Source organism: Paraburkholderia sp. Tr-20389 (assembly GCF_017104565.1).
GTDB lineage: Bacteria > Pseudomonadota > Gammaproteobacteria > Burkholderiales > Burkholderiaceae > Paraburkholderia.
In genome coordinates, this window is the sequence record NZ_JAAGPD010000082.1 from 1 (window position 1) to 18,232 (window position 18,232).

16 protein-coding genes and 1 pseudogene are annotated in these 18,232 nt (G+C 62.0%); 6 read left to right on the top strand and 11 right to left on the bottom strand.

Annotation, left to right across the window (positions count from 1 at the left end; all coding sequences use genetic code 11):
- Positions 1–156: 156 nt before the first annotated feature.
- Positions 157–675 carry a sigma-70 family RNA polymerase sigma factor gene (locus G3N95_RS39275; protein WP_109478451.1) on the bottom strand — a complete coding sequence of 173 codons (519 nt, stop codon included), beginning with the start codon at positions 673–675 and terminating at the stop codon, positions 157–159.
- Positions 676–708: 33 nt separating this feature from the next.
- The gene (locus tag G3N95_RS39280; protein WP_205975455.1) at positions 709–861 is read right to left on the bottom strand and encodes a hypothetical protein; all 153 of its coding nucleotides are present in this window, start codon (positions 859–861) and stop codon (positions 709–711) included.
- A gap of 501 nt (positions 862–1,362) precedes the next feature.
- On the opposite strand from G3N95_RS39280, the gene hfq reads away from it, so the two are divergent.
- A complete protein-coding gene (hfq, locus tag G3N95_RS39285; protein WP_205975456.1) occupies positions 1,363–1,815 on the top strand; it encodes an RNA chaperone Hfq in 453 nt (150 codons plus the stop codon).
- A 60-nt stretch (positions 1,816–1,875) separates the two neighbouring features.
- On the opposite strand, the gene G3N95_RS39290 is transcribed toward hfq, so the two are convergent.
- Entirely contained in the window at positions 1,876–2,103 is a 228-nt protein-coding gene (locus tag G3N95_RS39290; protein ID WP_205975457.1) for a hypothetical protein, read from the bottom strand.
- A 270-nt stretch (positions 2,104–2,373) separates the two neighbouring features.
- Between G3N95_RS39290 and G3N95_RS39295 the strand changes: the two genes are divergently transcribed.
- Positions 2,374–2,544, top strand: coding sequence for a hypothetical protein (locus G3N95_RS39295; protein WP_205975458.1), 171 nt, complete (start codon positions 2,374–2,376; stop codon positions 2,542–2,544).
- Positions 2,545–2,835: 291 nt separating this feature from the next.
- On the opposite strand, the gene G3N95_RS39300 is transcribed toward G3N95_RS39295, so the two are convergent.
- Entirely contained in the window at positions 2,836–3,549 is a 714-nt protein-coding gene (locus G3N95_RS39300; protein ID WP_205975459.1) for a DUF2968 domain-containing protein, read from the bottom strand.
- A gap of 49 nt (positions 3,550–3,598) precedes the next feature.
- A pseudogene (locus G3N95_RS40800) lies at positions 3,599–3,703 on the bottom strand (Fis family transcriptional regulator); the annotation flags it as partial.
- A 340-nt stretch (positions 3,704–4,043) separates the two neighbouring features.
- Here G3N95_RS40800 and G3N95_RS39305 point away from each other — a divergent pair.
- Positions 4,044–4,529 carry a DUF2147 domain-containing protein gene (locus tag G3N95_RS39305; RefSeq protein ID WP_205975460.1) on the top strand — a complete coding sequence of 162 codons (486 nt, stop codon included), beginning with the start codon at positions 4,044–4,046 and terminating at the stop codon, positions 4,527–4,529.
- 132 nt (positions 4,530–4,661) lie between these two features.
- Here G3N95_RS39305 and G3N95_RS39310 read toward each other — a convergent pair whose 3' ends face one another.
- The 6 genes from G3N95_RS39310 to typA all read right to left on the bottom strand — a co-directional run bounded on the left by G3N95_RS39310 (position 4,662) and on the right by typA (position 14,504).
- Positions 4,662–5,114: a transposase gene (locus G3N95_RS39310; protein ID WP_205975461.1), complete on the bottom strand. Its 453-nt coding sequence runs from the start codon at positions 5,112–5,114 to the stop codon at positions 4,662–4,664.
- Positions 5,115–5,270: 156 nt separating this feature from the next.
- Positions 5,271–6,368, bottom strand: coding sequence for a cell division protein ZapE (gene zapE, locus G3N95_RS39315; protein ID WP_205975462.1), 1,098 nt, complete (start codon positions 6,366–6,368; stop codon positions 5,271–5,273).
- 95 nt (positions 6,369–6,463) lie between these two features.
- Positions 6,464–7,894, bottom strand: a complete 1,431-nt coding sequence (lpdA, locus tag G3N95_RS39320) for a dihydrolipoyl dehydrogenase (protein WP_012401111.1) — start codon at positions 7,892–7,894, stop codon at positions 6,464–6,466.
- A gap of 138 nt (positions 7,895–8,032) precedes the next feature.
- A complete protein-coding gene (gene odhB / locus G3N95_RS39325; protein WP_205975463.1) occupies positions 8,033–9,304 on the bottom strand; it encodes a 2-oxoglutarate dehydrogenase complex dihydrolipoyllysine-residue succinyltransferase in 1,272 nt (423 codons plus the stop codon).
- A 142-nt stretch (positions 9,305–9,446) separates the two neighbouring features.
- Positions 9,447–12,302 carry a 2-oxoglutarate dehydrogenase E1 component gene (locus G3N95_RS39330; RefSeq protein ID WP_205975464.1) on the bottom strand — a complete coding sequence of 952 codons (2,856 nt, stop codon included), beginning with the start codon at positions 12,300–12,302 and terminating at the stop codon, positions 9,447–9,449.
- 375 nt (positions 12,303–12,677) lie between these two features.
- Positions 12,678–14,504 carry a translational GTPase TypA gene (gene typA, locus G3N95_RS39335; protein ID WP_205975465.1) on the bottom strand — a complete coding sequence of 609 codons (1,827 nt, stop codon included), beginning with the start codon at positions 14,502–14,504 and terminating at the stop codon, positions 12,678–12,680.
- A 320-nt stretch (positions 14,505–14,824) separates the two neighbouring features.
- On the opposite strand from typA, the gene G3N95_RS39340 reads away from it, so the two are divergent.
- The 3 genes from G3N95_RS39340 to G3N95_RS39350 all read left to right on the top strand — a co-directional run bounded on the left by G3N95_RS39340 (position 14,825) and on the right by G3N95_RS39350 (position 18,216).
- The gene (locus tag G3N95_RS39340) at positions 14,825–15,340 is read left to right on the top strand and encodes a MarR family winged helix-turn-helix transcriptional regulator (RefSeq protein ID WP_205975466.1); all 516 of its coding nucleotides are present in this window, start codon (positions 14,825–14,827) and stop codon (positions 15,338–15,340) included.
- Positions 15,341–15,398: 58 nt separating this feature from the next.
- Entirely contained in the window at positions 15,399–16,922 is a 1,524-nt protein-coding gene (locus tag G3N95_RS39345; protein WP_205975467.1) for an efflux transporter outer membrane subunit, read from the top strand.
- 73 nt (positions 16,923–16,995) lie between these two features.
- On the top strand, positions 16,996–18,216 hold the full coding sequence (locus G3N95_RS39350; RefSeq protein WP_205975468.1) for an EmrA/EmrK family multidrug efflux transporter periplasmic adaptor subunit: 1,221 nt from the start codon (positions 16,996–16,998) through the stop codon (positions 18,214–18,216).
- Positions 18,217–18,232: the final 16 nt, after the last annotated feature.

Genomic DNA, 18,232 nt, shown 5'->3' on the forward strand with positions numbered 1-18,232 from the left:
TCCTGCGCAGCCGCCTGCGGGTCGTGCGCGAGATGCTCGCGCACGGCGGCACGTTCGCTCTCGGGCAACTCGTTATCGACGAACGCCGACAGCGCGCGCATATCGGGTGCGTTCGCGGAACCGGTAGAGTTTTCGTCGTTGTTCATAGCGCGCTTTTCACCTGCTCTTTACCACTTTCAGCGACGGCGACTTGTGCACGGGCCCTTCCGTCAACAATGCCCGCATGTGTTCGCGGGCGCGAGACAGCCGCGACATCACCGTGCCGATGGGCACGCCGAGCGCCACGGACGCCTCCTGATAGCTCAATTCCTCCACACAGATGAGCAGCATCACTTCGCGCTGCTCGACGGGCAAACAATAAAGCGCGCGCTGCACGTCACGCAACACCAGGCCGTCGACCTCGCCGCGCGGCGCCTCGAGATTGCGCCACGGTGCGCTTTCGTCGTCGACGGCAATTTCGCGGCGCACGCGCAGCTGATCGATATACAGGTGCCGCAGGATCGTCAGCAGCCACGCACGGAGATTGCTGTCGGGCCGGAAGCCTTTCCAGCGCGCGAGCGCACGCTCGGCCGTATCCTGAACCAGGTCGTCCGCCCATGCGGGGTCACCCGTCAGCGCGCGCGCATAGCGCCGCAACTGCGGGAGCCACGAAATCACTTCGGCTTCGAAGTTCACCCGGCTCGAGCCGTCATGCGAGCGCGGGCATCGTCAATAGCCGCCGCCGCTGCCGTTCGTCCCGCTGCTGCTCGCGCCGCCCGACGAACTCATGTCACCCGTCGACTGACACGCGGTCAGCGACAACGACGCCACCCCTAGTGCGAGAACGACGAATACCGCCGATACCAGTCTGGACACCTTCATGTAGAACCCTCCTGCACGGTGCGGCGCGACGGAGCGCGCGGCCCTGCGTTGAACCGGCGATGCGCGCATGCATGCGACACGTGCCGCGACGCCGGTGACCGATTGCGAACATGGGGAAACCCGCTACGGAAACGGCATCGAAGACTGTTTCCGCTCCGGGTTTCACGGCTTCGCTGCGTTGCATGCGATGCCTGACCAATAAACGCTCACGGCGCGCGATTTATTCCGCTACATCGCTCGTCGACGGCACAAATCGCTCAAGTGAAGGAGTGCCGTCGACGCGGCCCACTGCTTGCGCCCTGTCGCAAACGTGGGCTGGCCCGCATAGCGGCGCAGGATTTCGTAACTCCACGTTACACTTGGGCTTTAAAGGATGCTTCCGGGCTCACAAGTGGTTATAGTGGGCATCACCCGGTTCGGCGTGTGGAGCCCATCATGTCGGCGCAGAGCGACAACGGGTAAAATCCCGCTGAACAACCGTTTCTCTCTACACAATTGTCCATGCCTTCCGCAGAATCGCATCCGCAAAACGACTTTATGAACGCTGCGCGCAAAGAACGTAAGCGCGTCGAGATTTATCTCGTCAACGGCATCCGCCTGACGGGCTGCATCGAGTCGTTCGACCAGTATCTGGTGATGCTGCGCACGCCCGTCGGGCTGCAAGGCATCTACAAGCGCGCCATTTCGACGATCCAGCTCGACACGGGCACGCGTCCCGCGCCGCGCGCAGGCCGTCCGTCGCATGGCGACCATTCCGCCCGCGGACCGCACGGTTCGCGTGAACATCGCGAGCCGCGCGAACCGCGTGAGTCGTATGGCGGGTCGCAAGGTTCGTCGGACCGTTCGTCTTCTTCGTCGTCGGACGGCCCTGTGGTCGTCACCCGCCGCCGGCGCCTGTATGGCGCGGGCAACGGCAACGACCAGGGCAACAACGGCGGCGGCCACGGCGAATAAGCATTGCCGCACCGGGCGCGCTGCCGGCGCGCCCTCTCTTCCGTCACATACGCAGGCTGGCTAGCCGGGGCGACTGGCCAGATGCTTCAGCATCCTCTCGATCCGCACGCCCTGCTGGGCCGTCAGTTCATAACCGCACTTCACCTCGAGCACCCGACGCTGCCAGTAGCGGGCATTCAGCAGATGCATCATCGGTTGACGCATCGCCCACTCCAGATGCTCCAGTTCCGATTCGACAACATGTGACGCGTTCAAGCGCTGTCCGCTGCCATATCCGTTCGGTTGCATGGTCGCCCTCGTCAGTCAGCCGCGCACGGCGCTACGTGTGCGCCGCCGTCGTGTGACAACGTAATAACGAACGATCTCGCGAAAAATTCCATCGGCCTGCATGAAACCTACAACATGCTTTCGCGATCTTCAACCTGGATCGCCATGCCAGTCCGACTCGCGCGACAACGGACGTGCTTTCGTCCTATGCCATTGGCCCGATCTGCCTCGCTTGCACGATTGCGCTATGCTGGGTTATCGAACCTGTCCAACTTCGTAGCGGAGCCTGTCATGTCCACGTCGAAACAGCACACCCCGAAGACACCCGACGAACATCCGTCCAGCGACGAACGTCTCGATGAAGCGCTAGACGAAACCTTTCCCGCGAGCGATCCCATCGCGGTCGATCCCGACGACGATGACGAAGACCGTCAGCAAGGCAAGCACAAGAAATCGCGTTGATGGATGGGGATGGCGGGACGATCGGCGTCTTCCACGTCGGCGTTGGGCGCACTGTGGATTGATGAGCTGATTGCCGTACGAAGTCGCCGCGAATAGTCGACGAACAGCACACGACGATGCGTGCAAGTCGTCCGCGCCAGGCCGGGACTCGTGCGCGCATCGACGAAAGCACTCTGCCGCGAGAAGCGAGCAGAACCCCGCCTCCGCCAGCAACGCGGAAGAAGCGAGGTTCGAATCGATTGATTGGGCGAAACCGCGCAACCCTCACAGGCCTGCGCGGCTCACACGTCATCAGCGCGTGGGCAAGCCGCTTTCGAGCTGACGCTGCAGGTCGCGCACCTGACGCTGCGTCGCACGCAACTGCTCCTGCGACTGCGCCTTCTGCTGTGCGAGTGCCGCGGCTTCCGCGCGCGTCTGCTGTTGCATGCTGTTGACGATGGTCTGCTGCTCGTGCGCGATGTTCAGGTCGGCCTGCAGACGGCTCGCGCGTTCCTGCGACAGCGCGACGAGGCGATCGGTGTACGCCTTTTGCGCTTCGAGTTTCGCGCGACGAATCTCGACGTCCGACAGTTGCACCGTCTGACGTGCGAAGTCGCGATAGATCTGCTCGGCGCGCGCTTCGTCCTGAGTCTTGATCACGCGCCAGAAGTTCTTCTGCTGGAACAGCGCGACGTAGTACGTCATGTCCTTCGCGTAGAACATCAGGCTTGCGCCGTAACTGCCGTTGTAGGTGGTACGCAGTTCGGTGAGGTCGTTGCCGTGAATCATCTGTTGCAGTTCCGCGACATTACCCGTCGCGGACTGCTTCGCTTCGTCCGGCGTGAGCGCAATCGTTTGGCTCGCAGCGGCGACTGGCGCCGCTGCAGGCGTCGTCTGCGCGACAATTGCCGTCGACGCTGCATCTGCGTCGTTAGTGCCGGAACTCTGCGCGTAGACCCCTTGAACGCCCCCGAAAACGATCATTGCCGACATCACGATGTGTCGCACTTTCGACTTCTGGTCCATGTAATTTCTGCTCGTGTCGTGTTTTAATTTTTGCAAAACCGTCTAATTATTACTCACTTTCGCGGGTTTCGGGTTCCTCGACGAAAAATTGGTACTTACGCATCTTTTCGCGCGTCACCTTACGGTTGACGGCGATGTATTGCTGCATGTCCTGCGCGTCTGCGCAACGAGACCCGAACTCAACTTCGATCACAAAGTCGTGTGATATCGGCACGGACATCGACTGCGATCATCCTCGTGTTCATGGTCCGTCGACTGTGACGAACAACGGCTCGCGCGATCTCACGCAGCCCGCACATCAACGCCTTCGCAACGCTGCCGGACCGGGTCCCAATTAGAGGCTTCACTATCAAACGACGCTGACACTTTCACGTATTCTGCCCTCTCACATCTGGCACAAGCAGGCACGAAACAGGCATGGCGCCGCCTCGCAAGACCTTCACACGGCGCCGCGCGACACGCATCGCGACGATTTTCAAACAAGGAGGAAGACAATGACATCGCTCACACAACGCGCCCGCGTCGCGTTCGTCAAACCGTTCAAACAGGCGGCCGTCGCCGGACTGCTGCTTGCCGGTGCCGCAACGGCATTCGCGCAAGCCGATACGCCCGTCGGCACATGGCAGACCATCGACGATCATACGGGCCAGCCAAAGGCGCTCGTGCAGATCACGCAGGACGCAAATGGCTCGCTGAACGGCAAGGTCGTGAAGGGACTCGGTCCCAACGATCAGCCTGACCGCCGCTGCACGGCCTGTACGGACACGCGCAAGGATCAACCGATACTCGGCATGACGATCATCAGCGATATGAAGAAGGATGGCGACAACTGGGATGGCGGCCAGATTCTCGACCCGGAAAACGGCAAGCTCTACAAGTGCAAGATGCACGTCGAAGACGGCGGACAGAAGCTGGTCGTGCGCGGGTATATCGGCGTGTCGTTGCTCGGGCGTTCGCAAACGTGGGTTCGTCAGAATTAAGTCAATTTCACTGCGCAACCGCGTATTGCAAACAGCGCAAGCGCCGAACAGGATGACGTAAAAAAGCCGACCTGGCATTCACTTCGCCAGGTCGGCTTTTTATTATCGCGTGCGCTCAATTCGTTCGATCCGTCATGCCGCGTTCTTGAAAGGACTGATGTAGTTGAATACCAGCGGCGTCGTGGGCGCGCCGGAAGGCGGCGTGTACAACGGCGTGGCGGGCACGGGCGGATGGGCCGCATCGTTCGCGGCGGCGGGCGCATTCGGCGCATGCATGCGCATACGGGCTTCCATCGTGCTGCACAGCTTGTTGCCGGCTTCGCCGAACAGTTCGTCCATCACGTGCTGCAGCACACCGGCCTGATGCCACGACTTGAAGCGGCGATGGCAGGTTTGATAGGACGGATATTTGCGCGGCATCGCGGACCAGGTGGCACCGCTATAGATCACCCAGAGCACGCCGTTGAGCACTGAGCGGGTATTGGCAAGGGGACGGCCGCGCAGTTCGGAACGCGGACGCAGTTCCGGCAGTAGCGGCGCGACCCGCTGCCATTCTTCATCGGTGATATCGCGATAGGGGGTCATGTGTTCTCCTTCGTCAGAGTACTTCGACGATATAGAGCCACCCCATTAGCGGATATCAGACCAATCCGAATCTTGAAAATACAGCGGCAGCCCCCGCATCAAGGTTCGGCGCGCAGCGCGCTATCCCAATCCAGGCGGGCGCCCGCGCAAAATCAATCAGGTTAGCGAAGTATCGACGATCCGTCGCGGCGCATCCAGATATTCCTGCGACTGCATCTCTACGATCCGCGACACCGTACGCGTGAACTCGTTCGCCATCGGCCCTTCCGTGTATAGCTCCTCGGGCGGCACGGCGGCCGACATCAGCAGCTTGACCTTGTGATCGTAGAAAACGTCGATGAGCCACGTGAAACGGCGTGCTTCAGATTGCATACGAGGCGTCATCTGCGGAATGCCGGAAAGGATCACGGCATGGAAGCGGCTCGCGAGTTCGAGGTAGTCGTTCTGCGAGCGCGGACCGCCGCAGAGCGTCGCGAAATCGAACCACACGACACCGTCCGCGCGACGCAGCGCCTTTAGTTCGCGCTTTTCGATGTGCAGCAGCGGACTCTCGTCGGGCACGGCAGCGAGCTTCGCGAACGCGTCGCGCAACGCCTTGTCGGAGGCCGCGCCGAGCGGCGTGTGATACACCTCGACCTGCGACAGCGTACGTCGACGGTAATCGATCCCGGCATCGACATTGATCACGTCGAGCTGGCTCTTGATCAGCTCGATAGCGGGCAGCAGACGGTCGCGATGCAGGCCATCGGGATACAGCGTGTCGGGATCATAGTTGGACGTCATCACGAACTGCACGCCGTTCGTGAACAGCCGGTCGAGCAGTCGATACAGGATCATCGCGTCCGCGATATCGGACACGTGGAATTCGTCGAAGCAGATCAAGCGATAACGCTTCGCGATGCGCCGCGCGAGTTCGTCGAGCGGATCGGCCTGACCCTTCAGCTCTTCGAGTTCGCGATGCACCTCTCGCATGAACTCATGAAAATGCAGACGCGTCTTACGCACGAGCGGCACGATCGAATAGAAGCTGTCCATCAGGAAGCTTTTGCCTCGCCCCACCCCACCCCACATATAGACGCCCTTCGGCAGATCAGGATGCATGATCAGCTTCATAAAGGCGTTCGGACGTCGCGCCTTATACGCAGTCCATTCTTCATAACACCGCTGCAGACGATCGACGGCCGCACGTTGCGCCGGATCGGACTCGTATCCCCGTGTCCGCAGTTCCTGTTCGTAGTATTCGGTGACGTTCATTTTGTGAGGCAGCAATGAAGAAGGCGGGAGGGATTCAACCCACCCGCCTTCGTCGTGATTCGCGTGTGCCCAAATCAGATTCGGGCAAATGCGTCTTACATGTTCAGTGCGCGCTTGTCGACGGCGAGCGCCGCTTCACGCATCACTTCGGACAACGACGGGTGCGGATGGCAGATGCGACCGATGTCTTCCGACGCAGCCTTGAACTCCATCGCGACCACGGCTTCGGCGATCAGATCCGATGCGTTCGCAGCGATGATGTGCACGCCGAGCAGTTCGTCCGTCTTCGCGTCGGCGATCATCTTGACGAAACCATCCGCCTTGTTTATGCCGAGTGCGCGGCCGTTCGCCATGAACGGGAACTGGCCGGACTTGATCTCGCGGCCTTCCGCCTTGAGTTGCTGTTCCGTCTTGCCGACCCACGCGATTTCCGGTTCCGTGTAGATGACCCACGGCACGCAGTTGTAATCGATGTGCGGCTTCTGGCCGTCGATCACTTCCGCGACCAGCACGCCTTCGTCCTCGGCCTTGTGCGCGAGCATCGGGCCACGCACCACGTCGCCGATCGCGTACACGTTCGGCACCGACGTCGCGCAGTGGTCGTCGACGTCGATGAAGCCGCGCTCGTTCGCCTTCAGGCCGATCGCTTCGAGGCCGAGGTTGTCGGTGTTCGGCACACGGCCGATCGACACGATCAGGCGGTCGGCGTCCAGCGTCTTCGCGTTGCCGTCCTTGTCCGTGTACGAGATCGACACGCTGTTCGCGGTGGTCTTCACTTCGCCGACCTTCACGCCGACGTGGATGTCGAGACCCTGCTTCTTGAACTGCTTCGCGGCTTCCTTCGCGAGCGCCTGGTCAGCGGCGCCGAGGAATTCGGGCAGCGCTTCCAGCACGGTCACTTCAGCACCCAGGCGGCGCCACACCGAACCCAGCTCCAGGCCGATCACGCCTGCGCCGATCACGGCGAGCTTCTTCGGCACTTCGGTGAACGACAATGCGCCTTCGTTGTCCGCGACGATCTTGTTGTCGACGGGAACGTTCGGCAGGTGACGCGCCTTCGAGCCCGTCGCGATGATCACGTTCTTCGCCGTGACGACTTCCGTTTCGCCTTCGCCCGACACTTCGATCTGCACGCCGGCGTCCGTCTTGCCCGTGAACTTGCCGTGCCCCTTGAGCCACGTGATCTTGTTCTTGCGGAACAGGAACTCGATGCCCTTCGTCATTTTTTCGACGATGCCTTCCTTGCGCGCCAGCATCTTCGCGATGTCGACCTTCACGTTCTCCACGCTGATGCCGTGGTCCGCGAGGTGATGCGACGCGTTCTCGAACTCTTCCGACGATGCGAGCAGCGCCTTCGACGGAATGCAGCCGACGTTCAGGCACGTGCCGCCCAGCTTCAGCGCGCCGGCCGGGTTCTTCCATTTTTCGATACAGGCAACCGTCTTGCCGAGCTGCGCAGCGCGAATGGCCGCGATGTAGCCGCCGGGACCGGCACCGATCACGACGACGTCAAATTCTTTGGACATGACTATCCTTTTTGGCTAACCGACGCGGCCGCGCTTCGCGGCGCGCGTGGCTTCAGATACTGCGGAAATGCGAGAGACACCTGATGCGTATATCGCGACGGCGGGCTCCGACTTCAAGCCGCCGTCGCGTATGGGGCATTACAGGTCGAGCAGCAGACGAGCGGGATCTTCCAGCGCGTCCTTCATCGCGACCAGCGACAGGACCGCTTCGCGGCCGTCGATGATACGGTGGTCGTACGACAGCGCCAGATAGTTCATCGGACGGATCACGATCTGGCCGTTTTCGACGACTGCGCGCTCCTTCGTCGCGTGCACGCCGAGAATGGCCGACTGCGGCGGGTTGATGATCGGCGTCGACAGCATCGAACCGAACACACCGCCGTTCGAGATCGAGAACGTGCCACCCGTCATTTCTTCGATCGACAGCTTGCCGTCCTTGGCCTTCTGGCCGAATTCCGCGATCTTCTTCTCGATGTCCGCGAGGCTCATCTGATCGGCGTTGCGCAGGATCGGCACCACCAGACCGCGCGGCGAACCGACGGCGATACCGATGTCGAAGTAGCCGTGGTAGACGATGTCGTTACCGTCGATCGACGCGTTCACGAGCGGGAACTTCTTCAGCGCGTGGACAGCCGCCTTGACGAAGAACGACATGAAGCCGAGCTTCACGCCATGTTCCTTCTCGAACTTGTCCTTGTACTTGTTGCGCAGATCCATCACGGGCGCCATGTTCACTTCGTTGAACGTCGTGAGGATGGCGTTGGTTTGCTGCGACTCGAGCAGACGTTCGGCGATACGCGCACGCAGACGCGACATCGGCACGCGCTGTTCCGGACGGTCCTTCAGCCACTGGTCGGCCGATGCCGGTGCGCCGACTTGCGGCAGCGACGGCTTCGCAGCGCGCGCGGGCGCTGCTGCCGGCGCCGGTGCAGCCTTCGGTGCTGCTGCGCCTGCGCCGAGCGCGTCCTGCTTCGTTACGCGACCATCGCGGCCCGTGCCGGCGACGTCGCCAGCAGCGACGCCCTTCTCAGCGAGGATCTTCGTTGCAGCGGGCGATGCAATGTTGCTTGCGCCTGCCACCGCTGCCGCTTGCGCCGGAGCGGCTGCAACCGGTTCAGCTTGAGGAGCGGGCTTCACTTCGGCTTCGACAGCCGCTGCGCCCGGCTTGCCTTCCGTGTCGATCTTCGCGATCACTTCGTCGGCGACCACGATATCGCCGTCGTTCTTGATGACTTGCGCGAGCACGCCTGCCGACGGAGCCGGCACTTCGAGCACGACCTTGTCGGTTTCGATTTCGATCAGGATTTCGTCCTGGGCGACAGCCTCACCCGGCTTCTTCTTCCACTGCAGCATCGTGGCTTCCGAGACCGACTCGGACAGCTGGGGGACCTTGACTTCAACAATAGCCATTTGATTTCTCTGAATACGTATCGGATGACAACGAACCTTGTGCGAACCGCGTCCGATGTATGCGCGTAGCGTCGCGCTTGCATGGGAGGTTCAGACGCGGGGCGGGAAAGCGCTCAGCGCTTTCCCGGTTCGCTCTCTGTGGTTATTTAACGATGGACGCGCCTTTCAGACGGCCAAACGCGCCTTCGATCAGCGCCTTCTGCTGCTCGTAGTGCTTCGCGTAGTAGCCGACAGCGGGCGAAGCCGAAGCGGGACGGCCGCTGTACGCCAGCTTCTGTCCTTCCTTCATGCCTTCGCGCAGGTGATGCTCGATGTAGAACCACGGGCCTTGATTCTGCGGCTCGTCCTGCACCCACACCACTTCGGTTGCGTTGTCGTACTTCTTCAGTTCGGCTTCGAACTGCTTGTGCGCGAACGGATACAGCTGTTCGATACGCACGATCGCGACGTCTTGCGCCTTCGCTTCGCGGCGATGCGCGACGAGGTCGTAGTACACGCGGCCCGAGCAGGCCACCACGCGCTTGACCTTCTTCGCGTCGATGGCGTCGTCCACTTCGCCGAGCACCGGCTGGAACGAACCCTTCGCGAGTTCCGACAGATCCGACACGGCTTCCTTGTGACGCAGCAGCGACTTCGGCGTGAAGACGATGAGCGGCTTGCGGAACAGACGGATCATCTGGCGGCGCAGCAGATGGAAAATCTGCGCCGGCGTGGTCGGCTGAACGACCTGCATGTTGTGATCTGCGCACAGCTGCAGGAAGCGTTCAATACGCGCCGACGAGTGTTCCGGGCCCTGGCCTTCGTAGCCGTGCGGCAGCAGCATCGTCAGGCCCGACACGCGGCCCCACTTCACTTCGCCCGACGAGATGAACTGGTCGATCACGACCTGTGCGCCGTTCACGAAGTCGCCGAACTGCGCTTCCCACGCGACGAACGTGTTCGGCTCAGCCGTCGAGTAGCCGTATTCGAAGCCGAGCACGGCTTCTTCCGACAGCACCGAGTCGATCACCGTGAACTTCGCCTGGTTTTCAGCGATGTTCTGCAGCGGGATGTACGTGCCGTCGTTCCAGCGCTCGCGGTTCTGGTCGTGCAGCACCGCGTGACGGTGCGTGAACGTGCCGCGGCCCGAGTCCTGGCCCGTCAGACGCACGGCGTAGCCCGATGCGACCAGCGATGCGAACGCCAGATGCTCGCCCATGCCCCAGTCCAGCGCCGCTTCGCCACGGCCCATTGCGCGGCGGTCGTTGATGACGCGCTCGACCAGCGGGTGAACCTTGAAGTTCTCAGGAATGGTCGTGACGCGCTCGGCCAGACGCTTGAGTTCGGCGAGCGGCACAGCCGTGTCGGCTGCGTCCGTCCACTTGCGGTTCAGGAACGGAACCCAGTCGACGGCGTACTTGCTCTTGTAGTTCGACAGAACCGGGTCGACCGTGTGATGACCTTCGTCCATCGCCTTGCGGTAGGCCTTGACGAATTCGTCGCCTTGATCCGCGGTGATGACGCCTTGCTGCACGAGCTTTTCAGCGTACAGCGCGCGCGTGCCCGGGTGCTTGGCGATGGTCTTGTACATCAGCGGCTGCGTGACGGCCGGCGTGTCCTGCTCGTTGTGACCCAGCTTGCGGAAGCAGATGATGTCGAGCACGACATCCTTGTGGAACTGCATCCGGAAGTCGATCGCGAGCTGCGTGGCCAGCACGACGGCTTCGGGATCGTCGCCATTCACGTGCAGAACGGGCGCTTCGATCATCTTGACGACGTCCGAGCAGTACAGCGTCGAGCGCGCATCGCGCGGGTCCGACGTCGTGAAGCCGATCTGGTTGTTGATAACGATGTGCAGCGTGCCGTGCGTGCCGTAGCCGCGCGTCTGCGCGAGGTTCAGCGTTTCCATCACGACGCCCTGGCCTGCGAAGGCGGCATCGCCGTGGATCTGCACGGGCAGCACCTGCAGGCCCTGCTCGTCGCCGCGGCGGTCCATACGCGCCTTCGCCGAACCTTCGACCACCGGGTTGACGATTTCCAGGTGCGACGGGTTGAACGCGAGCGACAGGTGAACCGGGCCGCCTTCCGTCGCGATATCCGACGAGAAGCCCTTGTGATACTTGACGTCGCCTGCGGGCAGATCGTCGACGTGCTTGCCTTCGAATTCGGCGAACAGGTCCGCGGGCATCTTGCCCAGCGTGTTGACCAGCACGTTCAGACGGCCGCGGTGCGCCATGCCGATGACGATTTCCGCCACGCCGTTCTTGCCGGCGTGATGCACGACTTCGTCCATCGACGCGATAAAGCTTTCGCCGCCTTCCAGCGAGAAGCGCTTTTGACCGACGTACTTGGTGTGCAGGAAGCGCTCGAGGCCTTCTGCTGCCGTCAGACGGTTCAGGATGTGCTTCTTCTTGTCGTTCGAGAAATTCGGCGTCGAACGGATCGACTCGAGCTTCTCTTTCCACCAGCGCTTCTGTTCCGGATCGCTGAGGTACATGTACTCGGCACCGATCGTGCCGCAGTACGTGTCGCGCAACGCCTTGACGATGTCCCGCAGCGAAGCCTGCTCGAAACCGAAGTACAGGTTGTTCGTGTTGAACGTCTGGTCCATGTCGGCTTCGGTGAAGTCGTAGAACGCAGGTTCAAGCTCGGGAATGTTGGGACGTTCGCGGCGCTTCAGGGGATCGAGGTTAGCCCATTGCGAGCCGAGGAAGCGATATGCGCCGATGAGGGACTGCACATAGACTTGCTTTCGCGCGGTGGTGAGATCTTCACCGCCCGTGCGCGGCAGGAAGGCATTGGCCTTTGCGCGCTGAGCGAAGGATTCGACGATCGGGCCATGGGCCACGTCGTTGGCACTGGTGCCATCCGATGCAGGGACGTTCTGCAGTGCGTCGAAATAGTTGCGCCAGGTCTCGGGCACTGACGCCGGATTGTCGAGATATGCTTCGTACAACTCTTCTACGTACGGAGCATTGCCGCCGAACAGATACGAGTTCGACTGGAATTGCTTCATCATTTTACGCTCACCTTTCTTCGAGCTTCTCGAAAAATAGCGGGTTACTGAACCTTCCGCGACACGGCCTGACCGTTTAGCGGATTGCGCGAATCAAGTCTTGCTTGGAAGGACCTAAAACTTGCGTTCGCGGGAGCATATCACATAACCCATAGTTGACATAGGACAGCCCCCAACCAGAAACCCCGTGCTACGGGGCTTTGCGGCAAGTTTTATGCTTGCGCAACAGTGTTTGCGGCATGCAGGGAGAATACTTTAGGCGCTTATCGGAAGGTCTGCAGCGAAACGCACAAAAAAGCGCAGGCGCAATGTAAAAAGCCGCCCGAGGGCGGCTTTTTACTGAGACTTCAGACTGGCGCTTCGAGGTGCTTCGCGCGATCAGTCGACCGCGGCTTCGCGGCTTGCGCGACGGCGCTCGTGCTCCTTCAGATGACGCTTGCGCAGACGGATGCTTTGCGGGGTCACTTCGACGAGTTCGTCATCGTCGATGAATTCGACTGCGTATTCCAGCGACATCTGGATGGGCGGAACGAGACGCACGGCTTCATCGGTGCCCGACGCGCGCACGTTCGTCAGCTGCTTGCCCTTGATCGGGTTCACGACGAGGTCGTTGTCGCGGCTATGAATACCGATGATCATGCCTTCGTACAGCGCGTCGCCCGGCTTCACGAACATGCGGCCGCGATCCTGCAGCTTCCACAGTGCGTAGGCGACGGCAGCGCCGTCATCCTGCGAGATCAGCACGCCGTTGCGGCGCTCGCCGAGCGAGCCTTCCTTGAGCGGCAGGTATTCGTCGAACACGTGGCTCATCAGACCCGTGCCGCGCGTGAGCGTCATGAATTCGCCCTGGAAGCCGATCAGGCCACGCGCCGGAATGCGGTACTCGAGACGCGTGCGGCCACGGCCGTCCGACGCCATATCGAGCATTTCACCCTTGCGGCGGCCCAGTTCTTCCATCACGCCGCCCTGGTTCGCGTCTTCGACGTCGACCGTCAGCAGTTCGTACGGCTCATGCTTCACGCCGTCGACTTCATGCAGCACGACGCGCGGACGCGACACGGCCAGCTCGTAGCCCTCGCGGCGCATGTTCTCGACGAGAATGGTCAGGTGCAGTTCGCCGCGGCCCGACACTTCGAACACCGTTTCGTCGCCCGTGTCCTTCACGCGCAGCGCGACGTTGTGGTTCAGTTCCTTCATCAGACGATCGCGAATCTGGCGGCTCGTCACGAACTTACCTTCCTTGCCCGCGAGCGGCGACGAGTTGACGAGGAAGTTCATCGTCAGCGTCGGTTCGTCGACGGTGATCATGGGCAGCGCTTCAGGCGCTTCCGGCGCGCAGATCGTCGCGCCGATGCCGACTTCTTCGATACCGTTGATCAGCACGATGTCGCCGGCTTCAGCCTCGGCGACCTGCACGCGCTCGAGACCCTCGAACGACAGCACCTGGTTGATCTTGCGGTTCAGCATGTCGCCTTCCGGACCGAAGCGCAGCACGACCTGCTGGCCCGGCTTGATGCGGCCGCGCGTGATACGGCCTACGCCGATACGGCCCACGTACGTCGAATAATCGAGCGACGTGATCTGCAGTTGCAGCGGACCGTCCGGGTCGGCCGGACGCACGGGCACGTGCTCGAGAATGGCTTCGAACAGCGGGCGCATGTCGCCTTCACGCACGCTCGGATCGAGGCCGGCGTAACCGTTCAGGCCCGACGCGTAGACGATCGGGAAATCGAGCTGATCTTCCGTCGCGCCCAGCTTGTCGAACAGGTCGAACGTCTGGTTGATCACCCAGTCGATACGCGCGCCCGGACGGTCGATCTTGTTGATCACGACGATCGGCTTCAGACCCAGCGCGAGCGCCTTCTTCGTCACGAAGCGGGTTTGCGGCATCGGGCCTTCGACGGCGTCGACGAGCAGCAGCACGGAATCGACCATCGACAGCACGCGTTCCACTTCGCCGCCGAAGTCGGCGTGGCCCGGGGTGTCGACGATGTTGATGTGCGTGCCTTCGTACTGCACGGCGCAGTTCTTGGCGAGAATCGTAATGCCACGCTCTTTTTCGATGTCGTTCGAGTCCATCACACGTTCAGCGACCTGCTGGTTTTCGCGGAACGTGCCGGACTGGCGGAGCAGCTGGTCGACGAGCGTGGTTTTGCCGTGGTCGACGTGAGCGATGATGGCGATGTTGCGGAGAGCGCGGGACATAGGAACCTGGAGACGCTGGGATACATGTGGAGTGCGCCACCTGCCCAGCTACCTTCGCCAAGCCCAAAGCGCACTTTTGGGAACCAATAAGTATAGCACGTGCTGGTGACGTGTTTCTGGTATTCCCTGATAGCCCGCCCCGTCGTCTCGATAAAGCGACAAAGACGCCCTCTCCGCCTTCACCCGCCGCTCCGACCTGCCTCCCATTCACTCTCTTCCCGCTCGAGAAAGATCCTTGCCTAAGCTGTAATAACGCTTGCCGCGTCAATTAATCGACCCTACAATGCTGCATAGTCAACCATTGCATTCGCACGAGAATCATGACCGAACCGTCTCACACGCCACCGCCTGAAGTCAGCGCATATCAGTTGGGAGAAAGCGTCGGCTACCTGATTTCGCGCGTGAAGTCGTCGATGTCCAATCTCGTGACCCAGCGCACGATGGCGGAGCTTGGCATCACCAGCCAGCAGGCGAGCGTGCTGTTCATGGTCGCCAGCGGCAAATGCGTGCTCGCAGCTGAACTCGCGCGCGAATACGGCATCGACGCCAGCGCGGTGACACGCCTGATCGACCGTCTCGAGAAGCGCGGGTTGCTGACGCGGGTTCGGAGCGCGGAAGACCGGCGTGCCGTCCGGCTCGCGCTGACCGCCGAAGGTCAGGCGATTGCTGCGCGCATGCCGGCCGTGTTCACCAGCGTGACCGACAAATTACTATCCGGCTTTTCTCCTGAGGAAACGGGATTCCTCAAGAGTCTTCTGAGGCGGGTCTTGGCCAATAGCTGCGAAGCATTCGGCGAAACCCGTGACTCGGCAAGCAATACCGATAGCAAATCGTAAGAAATTAGTTGCATCGTCCATCAAAGAACAAATGTCATTACACGCAAAGAGTCGAGCGATGAAATTCCTTTCCTGGCCCGCGCCTGCCTCATCGCGCCGGGCGGCCGTCGCTGCCGCCGCGGCAGCGTTTGCCCTCGCCGGCTGCGCGAACTACTTCGATCTCAAGGACGACAAGCAGATCGCGCCGGCCTCGCAGTTCGAGGCGTCGCAAAGTCTGCCCGCCCAGGGCGGTCAATGGCCGACGCTCGACTGGGCGAACCAGTTCGGCGATCCGCAATTGCCGAAGCTGATCGCGGAAGCGCTCGAAGGCAATCCGTCGATCGCGCAGGCACAGGCGCGCATCGCGAAGGCGTCGTCGTATATCGAAACGTCGAAGTCGGCGCTGTATCCGAAGGTCGAGGGCAGCTACTCGTGGACCCGCGAGCTGTACTCCGCCAATGCGCTGTTCCCGCCGCCCTACGGCGGCACGTGGTACAGCGAGAACAATGTGCTCGCCAGCGCGTCCTGGGATCTCGACCTCTGGGGTAAGAACCGTCAGCGCCTCGGTCAGGCCGTGTCGCAGGAAAAAGCTGCCGAAGCCGACATGCAACAGGCGCGCGTGACGCTCGCCGCATCGGTCGCACGCACCTACAACTCGCTCGCACAGCTGTACGCGCTGCGCGACATCGCCGAGCGCGAAATCAAGAACCGCCAGACGATCGGCACGATCACGAACGACCGCGTGCGAGCCGGCCTCGACACGAACGTCGAGCGTCAGACGGCGAACGGCAACATCGCGACCAGTCAGTCGAACCTGACGGAACTGGACGGGCAGATCACGAACACGCGCTACGAACTTGGCGCGCTGCTCGGCAAAGGGCCGGACCGCGGCCTGCAGATAGCCAAGCCAGTATTCAATCCCGGCGGCGCCGTCTCGCTGCCCGACAACGTGCCAGCCGATCTGGTGGCGCGCCGCCCGGACATCGTCGCCGCGCGCTGGCAGGTCGAAGCCGCGATGCACAACGTGAAGGAAGCCAAGGCCGAGTTTTTCCCGGACGTGAATCTCGCGGCCGCGTTCGGCTTCGACGCGTTCGGCTGGAGCAAATTCCTGACGTCGTCGAGCCGCCAGTTCCAGTTCGGCCCGGCCATCCATCTGCCGATTTTCGATGCCGGCGCGCTGCGCTCGCAACTCAAGGGCCGCTTCGCCGACTTCGATCTCGACGTCGCGAACTACAACCAGACGCTGATCGGCGCACTCTCCGACGTGGCCACGCAGATCTCGTCGATCCGCTCGATCGACAGCCAGGCGGGCGACGCACAACGCGCACTCGATGCCTCGACGAAAGCGTACGAACTCGCCGTGATCCGCTACAAGGCGGGGTTGTCGCCGCAGTTGCAGGTGCTGACGGCCGACCAGAACCGCCTCGCGGCCGAGCAGACCGTGACGAACCTCAAGATGCGCCGGCGCGATCTGCAGATCGCGCTGATCAAGGCGCTCGGCGGCGGTTTCGACGCAACGCAGACGGGCCTCGTCGTGCCGACGGATGCGCCTGCATCGTCGGCAGCGGCAACGGCGGCTCACGCGGCAAACCAAGCGCAATAAAGAACAAGACCACACGCACACCCGATTGCGATCCGAATAAACGATACAGACTGACAGAATCCGGAGCATATTCATGAGCACGCCCCAACAACCCGCGAACGCGCAGCCGGCCAGCAACGGCAAACGCAAGCGCATGATGACGCTGCTCGTCATCGTGATCCTGATTGCCGCGATCGCTTACGGCCTTTACTACTTCCTCGTCGCGCGCTTCCATGAGGACACCGACGACGCATATGTGAACGGCAATGTCGTCCAGATCACGCCGCAGGTGACGGGCACGGTGATCGCCGTGAACGCGGACGATACGCAGACCGTCAAGGTCGGCGATCCGCTCGTCGTGCTCGATCCCGCGGATTCGCGCATCGCGCTGCAATCGGCGGAAGCGAATCTCGGCCAGGTCGTGCGCCAGGTGCGCGGCCTGTATGCCGACGACAGCCAGTACCAGGCGCAGGTCGCCGTGCGTCAGGCGGACCTGTCGCGCGCCCAGGACGACCTGAAGCGCCGCATGCAGGTTGCGCAGACGGGCGCCGTCTCGCAGGAAGAAATCTCCCACGCCCGCGATGCCGTGAAGAGCGCACAAGCGGCGCTCGACGCTTCGCAGCAGCAGCTCGCGTCCAATCGCGCGTTGACGGCGAACACGACCATCGCGAGCCATCCGAACGTGCAGGCCGCGGCCGCGCGGGTTCGCGACGCGTATCTGAACAATGCGCGCAACACGCTGCCCGCGCCCGTGACGGGCTATGTCGCGAAACGTTCGGTGCAGGTCGGCCAGCGCGTCGCGCCGGGCAATCCGCTGATGGCGATCGTGCCGCTGAACGCCGTGTGGGTCGACGCGAACTTCAAGGAAGTGCAGCTGAAGCACATGCGCATCGGCCAGCCCGTCGAACTGACGGCAGACGTGTACGGTTCGTCCGTCAAATATCGCGGCAAGGTGGTCGGCTTCTCGGCGGGCACCGGCTCGGCGTTTTCGCTGCTGCCGGCGCAGAACGCGACGGGCAACTGGATCAAGGTCGTGCAGCGTCTGCCCGTGCGTATCGCGCTGGATCCGCAGGAACTCGAGAAGCATCCGCTGCGTATCGGCCTGTCGATGCAGGTCGACGTGAGCATCAAGGACGATACGGGCGACCAGCTCGGCAACGCCGTGAACACCGTCTATCAGACCAATGTCTTCGACAAGTACGGCGACCAGGCCGATGCGGAAATCGCCCGCATCATCGCCGAGAATGCCGGCCCGAACGCGGCTCAGCCGCAAAAGGCAGCAAGCGGCGCGAAGGCCGCTGCGAAGCTGATGTAAGCGCCGTCCATCTGCA